Raw genomic sequence first — 14,195 nt, 5'->3', positions numbered from 1 at the left:
TGGTTTTTAGGAGTACTTATATAGAGGAACAGATAGGAAAAATCATGATAATAAGGTTTGAGGAAAGGCCTGTGGATGTAAGGGAGAGACATTCACGGGCTAAATTTTTGCAAAAAAACACCAGTTACGGATAAAAATGAGGGCAGTACAGGGAGATAAGTTATGAGTGAAAAAGCAAAGAGACAGCGAAAAATTGAGCACTGGCAAATTGTGACGGTGCTGTTGATGATATATGATTTTCTTGCAGTGACCGTATCTTATTTTGCAGCATTGTGGATTCGGTTTGACTGTAGATATGCGAGCATTCCCGGAGAATATCTGAAGCCGTTCTATCAGACGATTCTGATCTATGCGATTTTCTGTGTATTTGTATTCTGGGTACTGCGTTTGTATAAGAGCATCTGGCGGTTTGCCAGCTACACAGAGCTGATCCGGATCATTTTTGCTACAGCTATCACAGGCATTGTAAATATGGCTGCTATGCTTCTTTTTGTTAAGCGTATGCCGATCTCCTACTTTATATTTGGAGTATTTCTGCAGTTTGGCCTGACACTGGGAATCCGGTTCGCTTACCGCTTTGTATTGCTTCTGCGAGGCAGAAAGGCCAAAAATGCAGGGTATGAGAAGCGCGTCATGCTCATCGGAGCCGGAAGCGCAGGGCAGATGATTTTTCGTGATATCAAGCATGCGAAAGAGACTAGCGAAAAGGTCTACTGCTTCATTGATGATAATGAAAATAAATGGGGTAGATATATTGATAATGTGCCGGTTTTTGGTGGCAGAGAGCATATCATGGAGGCTGTAGAAAAGTTTGGCATTGAGAAGATCTACGTGGCAATTCCAAGCGCGAAGCCTGAGGATAAACGTGATATTTTACGCATCTGCAATGAGACATCCTGTGAGTTGATGAACCTGCCGGGTATGTATCAGCTGTATACCGGAGAGGTGACTGTCAGCAAGATGAAGCCGGTGCAGATCGAAGATCTGCTGGGCCGGGATCCGATTAAAACCGATATGGAAGGCGTGTTTAAGTATATTACCGGTAAGGTTATCATGGTGACTGGCGTCGGTTCCATCGGATCCGAACTGGCACGGCAGATTGCGTCGCATCATCCGAAGCATCTGATACTTTTCGATATCTATGAAAATAATGCATATGACATACAGCAGGAACTGCGGAAGAAATATCCGGAGCTGAACTTGGACACCATCATTGGTTCCGTCCGGGACAGCCGGAAGATCTTTCAGGTATTTGAGCAGTACCACCCGGAGATCGTTTACCATGCGGCGGCACATAAGCATGTGCCCCTGATGGAGGACAGTCCCTGTGAGGCCATTAAGAATAACGCCATGGGTACCTACAAGACCGCATATGCGGCCATGACACATGGCTGTAAGCGATTCGTTCTAATTAGTACCGACAAGGCTGTAAATCCAACTAATATCATGGGTGCATCCAAGCGTCTTTGCGAGATGATTATACAGGCCTTTGACCATAAGATTAAGGAGGGCAAAGCGAATGAGATTCCGCAGCTTTTCACTCATGGTATGGGCGAGGTTATTACAGCCCCGGAAGTGATAGAAGCCCTGAAAACCACTCAAACCGAGTTCGTAGCCGTTCGCTTCGGCAATGTCCTGGGAAGCAACGGATCCGTCATCCCGTTGTTTAAGAAGCAGATTGAAGCAGGCGGTCCCGTGACCGTCACCCATCCGGATATTATCCGTTACTTCATGACGATTCCGGAGGCTGTGAGTCTGGTTTTACAGGCAGGAACCTATGCCAAGGGCGGAGAAATTTTTGTATTAGATATGGGCGAGCCTGTCAAGATCGACACACTGGCCCGTAACTTGATTCGTCTGTCCGGCTTCAAACCGGATGTGGATATCAAGATCAGCTACACAGGTCTGCGCCCGGGCGAGAAGCTTTATGAGGAACGCCTGATGGCAGAAGAGGGACTGAAAAAGACCCAGAATGATTTGATTCATATCGGCTGCCCGATTCCATTCGACATTGACGAGTTCCTGAAAGAACTGGACGAGCTTCTGGAGGCGGCTTATAAAAATAAAGAGGATATGCGGGAGAGAGTGCAGAAGGTTGTGACGACGTATCATCCGGCGTAGGCGAAATTAGATTATATAATTGATAAGACATAAATTAAAAAGGGGAGCATAAAAATGAAGATTCCGTTTTCACCACCAGACATTACAGATGCAGAGATTGAGCAGGTTACCGAGGCGTTAAAATCCGGATGGATTACCACCGGTCCGAAGACGAAAGAGTTGGAAAGAGAAGTAGCAGAGTTATGTGGAACTAACCGTGCAGTATGCCTGAATTCACAGACGGCTTGTGCGGAAATGACACTTCGATTACTGGACATCGGTGAGGGTGACGAAGTAATCACTTGTGCTTATACTTATACAGCTACAGCAGCTGTTGTATGCCATGTGGGTGCTAAGCTTATTCTGATCGATACACAGAAAGATTCTCTGGAAATGGATTATGACAAGTTAGAAGAAGCAGTCACAGAGAAAACGAAAGTTATTATTCCGGTAGACTTGGGCGGTGTTCCCTGTGATTATGATAGAATCTTTTCTATCGTAGAGAAGAAAAAGGGCCTGTTTCACCCGGCTAATAAGTTACAGGAAGCATTTGGAAGAGTTATTGTAATGGCAGATGCAGCCCATGCGTTTGGCGCTACATGGAAAGGCAGACCGATTGGAAGCGTAGCAGATTTTTCAAACTTTAGTTTCCATGCTGTTAAGAATTTTACAACAGCGGAAGGTGGAGCTGTGGCCTGGAGAGATATTGAAGGCTTTGATAATGAAGAAATTTATCATAAGTATCAGTTGCTTTCTTTACATGGTCAGTCTAAAGATGCTCTGGCAAAGACGCAGTTGGGAGCGTGGGAATATGATATTGTTGGCCCTTGGTATAAATGTAATATGACTGATGTGGCAGCAGGTATGGGGCTTGCACAGATGAAGCGTTATAAAAGTTTGCTTGCAAGAAGAAAAGAAATTATTGGTAAATATGATGTTGCATTTAAGCCACTTGGTATTGAAGTGTTGGATCACTATACTGATGAGTATCAGTCGTCCGGTCATCTGTACATAACAAGAGTACCTGGGATCACGTTGGAACAGCGGCATGAAATTATCGTGAAGATGGCAGAGGCTGGTGTGGCGTGTAATGTACATTATAAGCCGTTGCCGATGATGACAGCTTATAAGAATCTTGGATTTGATATTCAGGATTATCCGAATGCTTATAAACAGTTCGAAAATGAGATTACGTTGCCGTTGCATACGCGATTGACGGACGAGGAAGTAGAGTATGTGATTGAAAAATATAGTAGAATTGTAAATTAGACAGGGAAAAGTGACTGAACCATGAAAAAAATAATGATTCTCGGAGCCAGTATATTGCAATTGCCGGCTATTGAAAAAGCAAAAAAAATGGGATTACACGTTATTGCTGTAGACATGAATCCAGATGCAATAGGATTTGGGGTTGAAGGAATAACGAAGGAAGTTATTAGTACAATAGATAAAGAGAAAGTTCTAGATGCAGCAAAAAGACACCAAATAGATGGTATTATGACACTGGCTTCAGATATGCCCATGCAAACAGTTGCGATGGTGGCAAAAGAATTAAAATTAGTAGGGGTTAGTGAGGATACAGCATTGAAAGCCACAAACAAGGGAAAGATGAGAGCAGCGTTAAAAGCCGCAAACGTGCCGGTACCTTTGTATTTTAGAGTGTTTACGAAAGATGAGTATTTAAACGCAGTAAATGAAATAAGAGAGTTAGGATATCGTTGTATTATTAAACCGGCAGATAATTCTGGAAGTAGAGGTATCTATTTATTGGAAGACTATTCCCCAAAATCTATAGAAGAGGCATATGCTTATAGTAGGCAATCGTCTCGCTCTGGAGAACTGATGGTAGAAGAGTATATGGAGGGAGCCGAGGTCAGTGTTGAAACATTAAGTATAAATGGAAAATGCCATGTTATTCAAGTTACAGATAAAGTTACAACAGGAGCCCCATATTTCGTGGAAATGGGGCATTCTCAGCCGTCAAGACAGCCAGAGTATATAAGAAGCGAGATAGAAAAAGTGGCTATTGCAGCGAACCATGCTATTGGAATAGAGGATGGTCCTTCTCATACAGAAATAAAAGTAACAAAAGATGGTCCTAAAATTGTTGAATTAGGAGCAAGATTGGGAGGGGATAGTATTACGACTTATCTTACGCCACTTTCAACAGGAGTGGATATGGTTGAAAGTTGTATTAAAATTGCGTTGGGAGAATTGCCTGATATAGAAAAAAAGATTTGCAAAGCATCAGCTATTCGTTATTTTGATGTAGAACAAGGCACGATTAAAAATATTACAGGCATAGAGGAAGCAGAGCGTATTCCTGGTGTACGGCAAATTTATATAGTTCATGGGGTTGGTGAAACCCTAAATGGAATTAAGTGTAGCGGAGATCGTGCTGGATTTGTAATAGCTCAATCAGATAGTGTTGATAGGGCTATTGCAGCATGTGATGAAGCAAACAAATTAATAAAGATAGAGGTAGGATAAAATGCTTTACAAAAAGTACTTTAAAAGAGCATTCGATTTTATTGGTGCATTAATTCTTACACCATTCATTTTGATTATATGTTTAATAGTGGGGCCGTTTATATATTTAGAAGATAAAGGGTCTATTTTTTATAGGGCAAAGCGAAGAGGTGTTAATGGAGAAATATTTGAAATGTTCAAATTTAGATCTATGAAAATGAATGCGCCAGATATTAGGAATGCAGATAACTCTACCTATAATGCACCAGATGATCCACGTATAACAAAAATAGGAAAGATATTGAGAAAAACGTCAATTGATGAATTGCCGCAGATATTTAATATCTTAAGAGGAGATATGAGTTTTATTGGACCGCGTCCAATAACAATTGATAGGCCATTGGAAGATTACGATGAAAAGCGAAGAATAAGATTAAGAGTTAGGCCAGGAATTACAGGATATTCGCAGGCGTATTTTCGAAATTCTATTAGTCAAGAGGAAAAATTGCAATATGATGCAGAGTATGCGCAGAATGTAACGTTCACTGGGGATATAAAAATTTTCTTTAAAACGATAGAAACTGTTTTGTTTAGAAAAAATATTTATATAAATAAGGCATCATAAGCATTGTTTTAGGAGGTAAATATGAACGTAAAAGATAAAAGACTTTTAATTCTCGGAGCGGGAAGAGGTCAAGTTGGGTTATATAAAGCTGCAAAAAAGATGGGAATACACACAATTGCTGGAACAATGTTTGATAATAATCCACCTGGAATTGAATTAGCAGATGAAGTATGTTATATGAATATAGCAAAACCTGATGAGGTTTTGGAAAAAGCTCAAACAATGAATATTGATGGTGTAGCGACATGCTGTCTGGATACGGGAGTGCCAGCATTAGGAAAAGTTTGTGATGAACTTAATTTAACGGGTTTAACGGAAAATGCGGCGGTTTTGTGTGGCGATAAACTTAAAATGAAAAAAGCTTTTATGGAGCATAATGTAAGTACTGCTCGATTTTATGAAGTTTCCAATGAAGAAGAATTAAAGGAAGCAATTGATAAGCTTCAACTTCCTGTAATTGTTAAAGCTACTGATCTTCAGGGAAGTAATGGAATATATATTTCCAAGTCTCGAGAAGAGGCTGTTTATGGATTTGAAGAGGCAATGAAAAAAACTAGAAGATCATATGTGATTGTTGAAGAGTATATAGAGGGATGGGAGTTTGGAGCACAAGCTTTTGTATATAAAGAAGATGTACTTTTTGTTATGCCTCATGGAGACGAAACATACATGAGTCATACAGCTGTCCCAGTTGGTCATTATGTTCCGCTTGATTGTAATGAGAGTGTTTATAAGCAGACAGAAGTGGCAGTAAAAAGTGCCATTAAAGCTCTTGGACTTAACAATTGTGCAGTTAATGTCGATTTAATTCTTAGAAATAATATTGTTTATGTTATTGAATTAACCGGAAGAGTTGGAGCAAATTGTTTACCAGAATTAGTACAGATTAATTTTGGAATAGAATATTACCAGATGATTGCAGCAATGGCATTGGGAGAAAATCCTCTGGAATTATGGGATAAGAGAAGAAACTATGCTAAGGCTGGATTGGCTAAAATGATACTTGAAACAGAAAAAAGTGGAATTTTGGATCAGGTTGGATATAATGGAGAAAAAGGAAATGATATTGTTGAAATATCATTTTTTAAACATCCAGGAGATGAAATTAGGGCATTTGAAAATTCAAATGATTGTTTAGGGCAGATAATAGTACAAGGAGATACACTTCCTGATTGCAAAAAAATGGTGAATGATGTTTTAGATAAAATTTATGTGACGTTGAAATAATTAGGAAAGGATATTAAATATTTCATGAATATATGGGTAATTGGGCGCAGCTATCCGTTAATGATAAATAATATGCAAGGGTCGTTCGAACTAGAACAGGCGAAAATGTTGGCCAAGCATGGACATAATGTGTCATATTTGGCTTGCGTTTTTCACCCATTTAAAAAAATAAGAAAATGGGGATTTTGTAAATGGAATGAAGAGAATATGTATGTATATACAAATTCGCAGTTTTATGCACATGAGCGCATGAAGCTTCATTTAGATCCGTTTAAGGCATATATATGGGAAAAATTTTTAAATAGAGTAGAGCAAGAAACAGGAATACCAGATGTTATACATGTGCATTACCCAGCTAATATAACAGTTGCAAGATTAATATTGGCCTATCAAAAAAAGGGGACAAAAGTAATATGCACGGAACATTGGACACAGGTCTTAAAGCAAACAATAGATGCGTATGAGAGAAAGCAATTGAAAGAATATGTGGATAATGCAAATGCTTTTTTATGCGTTGGAGTTCCGTTGAAAAATGCAATAGAAGAGATAACGCAAACAGCAAAGAGTGTTTATGTTATTCCTAATATAGCAAATAGTTTATTTAAAGTGAGAAAAAAGGAAAACACAATATATAATTTTATTGCTGTTGGAGCAGTTATTCCACATAAGCAATTTGATAAGATAATAGAGGCGTTCGGAGCTGTATTTAAAGGCGTTCACGATGTTCAGCTCACGATTGTTGGGAATGGTGTAGAACTTGGCAATTTAAAAAAGTTAGTAAGTAAAATGGCATTAAATGAGCAAGTAAAATTTACAGGAGAATTGAAAAGGGAAGAAACGGCGGATTATGTGTCCAATAGTGACGCATTAGTGTGCTATAGTCGATGTGAAACATTTGGAGTTCCGATCATTGAGGCATGGTCGTGTGGTATACCGGTTATTGCGACTACTGCAGCTGCGGTAATTGATAATTGGAACGATAGGCTGGGCATAGAAATTTCGCCAGATGATATTAGCCAGTTAAAGGAAGCAATGAAAGATATCTATATGAATCGAATGAATTATAGTAAAGAATATATTTCCAATTTTTCTGAAGAGCATTTTTCCGAGGAAAAAGTATATTCAATGCTTTTAAAATATTATCAGAAGGAATAAGAGGCAAGGAGTATGAACCCGAAAATAAGCATAGTGATGCCCGTTTATAATAGTGAGAAATATTTGAGAGAAGCTATAAACAGTTTGCAAAATCAGACATATAAAGAATTCGAGATTATATGCGTTGATGATGGTTCAACAGATCAATCTTTAAGCATTCTTAAAAAATTACAATCAGAGGATAGCAGAATAAAAATTATACAGCAACAAAATTTATTTGCTGGTGTGGCACGTAATAATGGCTTGCAAGAAGCAACGGGAAAGTATATTATGTTTTTGGATTCTGATGATATTTTTGAAAAAAATATGCTTTCATATTTAGTAAAAAAAGCGGAAAAAAATCAAACAGATATTGTGTTTTTTGGATTTTACCATTTTAAACAGGATATAAGACATAGGAGCATGATGGGAATCCCGTATGCTTGTAAAAAAATCACATCGGCTGTGGAACATAAGAATAATTTGTTTCAGATAGGACAAGGGGTGCCTTGGAATAGATTTTATAATTTGGAATTCATAAGGAAAACAGGTTTGCAGTTTCAAGACTTGCAAAGTAATAATGACGTGTTTTTTTCAAAGGCGGTTATGCTATATGCGAATAGAATGATGTTTTTAAGAAAGAGATTTGTTAATTATAGAGTGAATAATGAAAATAGTTTACAAGGAAGTTATAAATTAGCATCAGGAAATTTCGCTAAATGCGTAGAAGCATTATTTGAAGAATTGCAGAAAAAGGATGTATATGAGGAGTATAAAATATCATTTGAAAAATATGCAATTGAAAATTTCTTTTTAACGTTTAAAAAAGCGATTGATAAAGAAGCCTTTTATACTATTTGCGAGATTGAAAGAAAATCCTTAGAAAGAATGAATATAAATAAAGATTCGAGCGCTATAAAGAAATATGTAGGGGTTAAGATATTTGAGAATATTATTGATGCGAAATATGAGGAAGCATTGTTTGAAAGCTGGAAGTATATGAACTTCAATTATATATCTAAATATGCAATTGAAAGTAAAATTGGAAGAAAGATATTAAGTGTTTTTAAAGTAAAAGTCTATGATTAAAAAGGAGTATTTGTAATATGGCAGTGCTAATTGGAATAGTATGTCTAGAAGTGGCATTTTATGGGTATAACAGAACTCGTTTTATTCTCAATCCAATAACAGCCATGTTTACTGTGTGGGCTATTATATTGTTTTTTTCATGCTGGGGTTTTTATGGGACAGTTATTCCAAGTGATAAAGTATATATTATTATTGCGATAGGGCTATTGGGATTTTTAATTGGGTGCGTGTGCGGGCTTAAAGAGATTGAATATCGTTTGGGAAAGATAAGCACTTCAAATACATATGAGTATAAATTTAATTATAAATTGTTACATATTTTTTGCTTGATTGCGATAATTTATTATGTATCACAGTTAGCTATAGTGATTCGACTTTTAAAAGCAGGATATGATTATACGTATGTACGAAATTTATCAGTGGCGACAGAAATGAACGAACTCAGAACGTCAGCAATAGTTACAATGACAAAAGCATTTGTTGCTACACCAATAACATACCTTATGTTAGCTGTTTTCCCAATTGAATTAATGAAAAAACAGAAAAATGCAATAGTTATACTAGAATCGGTTAGCTTAATGCTTTTTTATGTGCTCACAACAGGAGGTAGATCGGTATTGCTGTGGTGTGCATTGTATTTTTTCTGTGTCTTATGTTTTGCAAAGAAAAGAATAGATTGGGGAAAAATGGAAACTGTAACAAAAAAATACAAATGGATAGTTTTGATTGGAGGCGTTAGTTTATTTATAATATTATTAAAAATGACGATGGCAAGAAAAGGTAGTGATGTTAATTTATTAAAACAGATGTATATATATTTTGTATGTCCTCTGCAGAATTTTGATTATCACATAAAGAACGTGGATAAATCAGGGGTATATGGATATGGACTTTCATCTTTTTATGGATTATTATATCCTTTCATGTTTTTACTTAGCAAATTGAAAGTAAATATTTTTACGCCTAATGTGCTTAAAATTTATAATATGTCTTTTCAAAATTTACAAAGAGGAATAGACATTGGCGGTGGAATTTATATGAATGCATTTGTAACAGCGTTTTATCAACCGTATTTAGATGGTAGATATTTGGGGGTTATTATAGTAATGATTCTTTTTGGGGTACTTTCTGGACGAGTTTTTTATGAAGCATATTATAAAAAAAATGTAAAATATTTATTGATATATATGTTAGTATTGCAAAAAATTATTTTCTCATATGTTCGATTTTATTTTACACAGCAAGCACAGTCTATATGTTTTCTTTTAGCATTTTTGATGGTTGTGAAGATTAAAGAGAATACTAGCGAAAGGGATAAGATAAATATATATTAAATAATATAATTCGGGAGGAATGTAATACTTAGTTATTACAAAAAACAAATGATTCGAGAAATATTATCACATAATTTGCAAATAAAGTATTTTATAAAGTCAGTTCGGCGAAGTCATTTTGTAACAAAAATGAAAAAAATGGATGCAGAACAATTAATGGAATACAATGCAAAACTTTTTGAAAACCGACAAGGATATAAATTAGACTGGAATAATTTGCAGACATATTCTGAAAAAATGCAATGGGAGAAATTGTTTGATAAAGATAGACGAAAAGTAATATGCGCAGACAAATATAGAGTTCGAGAATGGGTAAGTGAACGGATAGGAAAAGAATATTTGATTCCTCTAGTAGGTGTGTGGGATAATGCAAGAGATATAGATTTTTCAAAATTGCCGAACCAGTTTGTGCTTAAAACAAATTGTAGTTCGGGAGATGTTATTATTGTGAAGAATCGAGATAGTTTATCTTCCAAAGAGATAAGAGGATATAAAGCAAAGCTAAATTATTACCTCCATATGAATTTTGGGTATAATACATGTGAGTTGCATTATAATGATATACGACCTAAAATTATTGCAGAAGCTTTTATTGATAGTGGGAAAGAGGATTTACAAGACTATAAGTTCCTATGTTTTGATGGGAAGCCATATTATTGCTGGGTTGATATAGGACGTTATCATAATCATAAAAGAAATATATATGATTTGGAATGGAAATTGCAGGAATGGCATCAGTTTAATTATGGAATTGCAAACGAAAAAATTGAAAAGCCGAAAAATTTTGAGAAAATGATCGAAATTGCTGAGATTTTATCTAAAGGATTTCCACATGTCAGGGTAGATCTTTATGAGGTAAATGGGAAAATATATTTTGGAGAAATGACATTTACTAACTCTAGTGGGTTCGAAAAGATCGAACCGAAGTCAGCAGATTTGATGTTGGGGGAATTGTGGAAGATTGATCCAGTAATAAATGACTTTAATAAATAGATTACTAGGAGTGCAGAATTTTGAAAAAAGAAAGTCTTTCAAAAAACTTGGTTTTTCAGTTTTTATATCAAGGATTAATTTTGGTTATTCCATTGATTCTTTCTCCATATTTGACAAGAACGCTTCAGGAAACAGCATTGGGAATTTATTCATATACAAATTCCATTGCGTACTATTTTGTTATACTTTCATTACTGGGCATTTCAAGATATGGACAGAGAATTATTTCGCAGAGTGCGGATGATGAAACGCTTTTACGAAAGAATTTTTGGAGTTTATTTATAGTACATATTCTAAATTCTCTTGTAGTATTATTAGTATACGTTTTTTGTGTGCTAGTTTTTACAAAAGAAGATAAGTTAATATATTTAATACAAGGATTTTATGTTGCATCGGCATTATTTGATATAACGTGGTTGTTTTATGGACTGGAAAATTTTAGAAGCGTTGTAATTAAAAATACGGTTGTGAAGATTGTTGAATGTATACTGATATTTACATTTGTTCATTCACCGACTGATCTCTGGAAATATACGGTTATTTCTACAATGGGATTGTTATTAGGACAGGTTGTTATGATTCCGCAGGCTATACATTTGGTGCCATGGATATGGTTTACGAGAAAGGATATGGAACGTCATATCAAGCCGTTACTTGTTTTTTCAATATCTGTTATAGCAGTATCTTTATATACGGTTTTTGATAAAACACTCTTGGGATTATTAACTAATAAAGAGAATGTTGCGTTTTATGAGTATTCAAATAAAATTATAACTATACCGAAAACAATTATAGGTGTTGTTGGTACAGTAATGTTTCCAAGGGCTTGCCGACTTGCGGCACAGGAGGATTTCCAAGGGCAGAAAAAGTATATAGGATATTCATTTTTTCTAACTTCAGTGATAGGTATGGGTTCTATAATGGGATTAATTGCTGTAGGGAAACAATTTGCAGTATTATATTTTGGTAAAAACTTCGCGGTATGTGGAAATGTAATTATTGCGTTGTCTCCGTTGATTTATATCATTGGAATTGGTGATATTATTCGGACGCAATATATGATACCTAATCATATGGATAAACAGTTTAATATCTGTATTTTGTTGAATGCTTTAGTTAATATTATACTCAGTACTTCGTTGATTCCAGTAGTTGGAATATATGGAGCGGTTATCGGAACAGTATCAGCTGAATTGTTTGGAATTGTTTTTCAATTAATCATATGCAGAGAATTTATTCAAATAAAGGATATCTTAAATACAGCAATACCGTGTTGGGTTAGCGGAGTAGTTATGTTTGGCATAATTAAGTTATTGCAGATGTGTGTAGGAAATAGAATGTTAGGATTGGGTTTGGAAATCCTAGTTGGTATGCTGGTTTATTGTGGTCTGGTAGTAGGTTATATCATAGTTTACCAAAAAGAGTTATATAAGGCGATAATACATAAGATAATAAAAAAGAAAAGCTTTTGAGGTATTGCTTTTATAGAGAAAAGGGGAAAGAGAATGCCATTATTGTATTTAGCTAAGGTTAATTTGAATTCAAATATTTTTGATGTATATAAAAAAACGTTAGATATAAAGGCTGTGTCTGAAAAAATTTTTCAAGAATTTGTAGTAGGGGATACATATTTAAGGCGTTGCAAAGAAAGATATTTAGATTCAATGGGGAATACAATTGAGTATACGAAAGAATCAAATTACTCATTTCAAGAAATTCAGAAACATGAGAGCGGAATAATTACGGGAAAACTAGTTCGGAAATTTAATAAGCCATCTGAAGAATTGGATGAAAGAACAAAGAAGATGATAGCAACAACGGTTCAAGAAATGGTTAGTATTTATTTTTATTATGATGTATATAATGAAATGATAACATTTTGCGAACGCCAATCATTTGGGTATAATCAATTTATGGGAGCATTTGCGTATTTATTAAATAATATGGTGAGACCTTATGAATTTGAAATATTTCTTCAAAAAGATCGAGAAATATTAGAGGAAAAACTGAAAAATTTGGTCAAGGTTCAACGGGTAAAAGCAACTTTGATACCGCCTAATTCTAATGAGGATGATTTGATAGAATTAAGAAATGAATTAGCATATATGCAGCAAGCTCAAGATGCTAATGCAACTAAAATAGATTTATTATATACTTCGAATAATATGAATATGGAATCTAAAGTTATGAAAGATATTAAAATAGCTGTGTCAAGAGGATATGGTGATGTTAATGCGACAGGTATTAATAGAAACGGTAAAATTCAAACGATTAGATCCAGTCAAGATGCAGCATATACCGTTAATATACAGGATAATATTACAGAGACAGATTTTAATGAAGAATCACACAATATGATATTGCGTTTTATAGAAAAAATAGTACTTAAAGGGTTTATTAAAAAAGAGGAGCCAGAAACGTTGTGAAAGATGAATCATTTTCAAAAATATTTAAATTAAAGAAATACAGGGATTTATTCGATTTGAAAAGTGTTGAGTGTATTGTTGCACTAATTTCAACAGTGGCATTTGAGGTGATTATATTAATATGGAGTTCAAGACAGGAGTGTAATGAAATTGTAACATCAATGAGTGCAATTATAGATGGAATTGGGATTGCATTTATAGGATTTTTGGGATTTGTTGTGACTGGATTAGCGATACTAACAGGTGCAATATCTAGTAAAATTGTAAAACGATTACAAATCAGAAATAAAATGCAAGCGCTTGTTAGAATACTTTTAAGCTTCTATCTACTTGGACTTGTTAGTGCATTTATAGTATTAGGTTCGTTATTGCTACATTTTGTTATTGCATTACCGTTAGATTCAAATATTGCAGGGGTTATTATTGTCAGTGCAATATATTCATATTTTACTGTTTATGCAGTGTTTTATGCTGTTAAATTAATCGGAAATTGTATGGAATTGTTTATTATAATAAATGAAATGCAAATTGCAGTAGAAGATGATAATTGTAAATATAAAGCAAAATATAATGAGTACCGGATTATGGCATTAGAAAGGCTGATATTATGTTCAACATCCAAAGAAGGACTGGATGAATATAGAAATACTATTTATGAATTAATAGACTTGGATAATACAGAAATGGTTGAAAAAGAAATCTATAAGAATATGTTAAAAAAACAATTTGGAGAATAGAAAAAGCAGAAAATAATTCTATTGGTAAGTACAAATTTAAGAAGGTACTTTTCAAGTGGTT

At 34.9% G+C, this 14,195-nt stretch carries 12 protein-coding genes; all 12 read left to right on the top strand.

What is annotated here, in order from left to right; translation table 11 throughout:
* Positions 1-162: 162 nt before the first annotated feature.
* From ACESZP_RS09815 to ACESZP_RS09760, 12 genes are read left to right on the top strand one after another with little or no spacing between them, the layout of a single operon-like run.
* Positions 163-2,121 carry a polysaccharide biosynthesis protein gene (locus ACESZP_RS09815; protein WP_499708916.1) on the top strand — a complete coding sequence of 653 codons (1,959 nt, stop codon included), beginning with the start codon at positions 163-165 and terminating at the stop codon, positions 2,119-2,121.
* A gap of 54 nt (positions 2,122-2,175) precedes the next feature.
* A complete protein-coding gene (locus ACESZP_RS09810; RefSeq protein ID WP_499708915.1) occupies positions 2,176-3,369 on the top strand; it encodes a DegT/DnrJ/EryC1/StrS family aminotransferase in 1,194 nt (397 codons plus the stop codon).
* Positions 3,370-3,390: 21 nt separating this feature from the next.
* A complete protein-coding gene (locus ACESZP_RS09805; RefSeq protein ID WP_499708914.1) occupies positions 3,391-4,590 on the top strand; it encodes an ATP-grasp domain-containing protein in 1,200 nt (399 codons plus the stop codon).
* 1 nt (position 4,591) lies between these two features.
* Entirely contained in the window at positions 4,592-5,194 is a 603-nt protein-coding gene (locus tag ACESZP_RS09800) for a sugar transferase (protein ID WP_499708913.1), read from the top strand.
* 21 nt (positions 5,195-5,215) lie between these two features.
* A complete protein-coding gene (locus tag ACESZP_RS09795) occupies positions 5,216-6,421 on the top strand; it encodes an ATP-grasp domain-containing protein (protein WP_499708912.1) in 1,206 nt (401 codons plus the stop codon).
* Positions 6,422-6,445: 24 nt separating this feature from the next.
* On the top strand, positions 6,446-7,576 hold the full coding sequence (locus tag ACESZP_RS09790) for a glycosyltransferase (RefSeq protein WP_499708911.1): 1,131 nt from the start codon (positions 6,446-6,448) through the stop codon (positions 7,574-7,576).
* Positions 7,577-7,588: 12 nt separating this feature from the next.
* Positions 7,589-8,644, top strand: a complete 1,056-nt coding sequence (locus tag ACESZP_RS09785; RefSeq protein WP_499708910.1) for a glycosyltransferase family 2 protein — start codon at positions 7,589-7,591, stop codon at positions 8,642-8,644.
* Between the two features lie 17 nt (positions 8,645-8,661).
* Positions 8,662-9,978, top strand: a complete 1,317-nt coding sequence (locus ACESZP_RS09780) for an O-antigen polymerase (RefSeq protein WP_499708909.1) — start codon at positions 8,662-8,664, stop codon at positions 9,976-9,978.
* Positions 9,979-10,026: 48 nt separating this feature from the next.
* Positions 10,027-10,971, top strand: a complete 945-nt coding sequence (locus tag ACESZP_RS09775; RefSeq protein ID WP_499708908.1) for an ATP-grasp fold amidoligase family protein — start codon at positions 10,027-10,029, stop codon at positions 10,969-10,971.
* A 20-nt stretch (positions 10,972-10,991) separates the two neighbouring features.
* Complete coding sequence (locus ACESZP_RS09770; RefSeq protein WP_499708907.1) at positions 10,992-12,443, top strand: oligosaccharide flippase family protein; 1,452 nt, start codon at positions 10,992-10,994, stop codon at positions 12,441-12,443.
* 33 nt (positions 12,444-12,476) lie between these two features.
* Positions 12,477-13,397: a DUF4747 family protein gene (locus tag ACESZP_RS09765; RefSeq protein ID WP_499708906.1), complete on the top strand. Its 921-nt coding sequence runs from the start codon at positions 12,477-12,479 to the stop codon at positions 13,395-13,397.
* Positions 13,394-14,134 carry a hypothetical protein gene (locus ACESZP_RS09760; protein WP_499708905.1) on the top strand — a complete coding sequence of 247 codons (741 nt, stop codon included), beginning with the start codon at positions 13,394-13,396 and terminating at the stop codon, positions 14,132-14,134. The genes ACESZP_RS09765 and ACESZP_RS09760 overlap by 4 nt, the downstream gene beginning before the upstream one ends.
* Positions 14,135-14,195: the final 61 nt, after the last annotated feature.

It is taken from the genome of Candidatus Dorea massiliensis AP6, assembly GCF_964245105.1.
In the GTDB taxonomy this organism is placed as follows: Bacteria; Bacillota; Clostridia; order Lachnospirales; family Lachnospiraceae; genus Laedolimicola; species Laedolimicola intestinihominis.
This window is presented reverse-complemented; position numbering and strand designations above follow the sequence as displayed.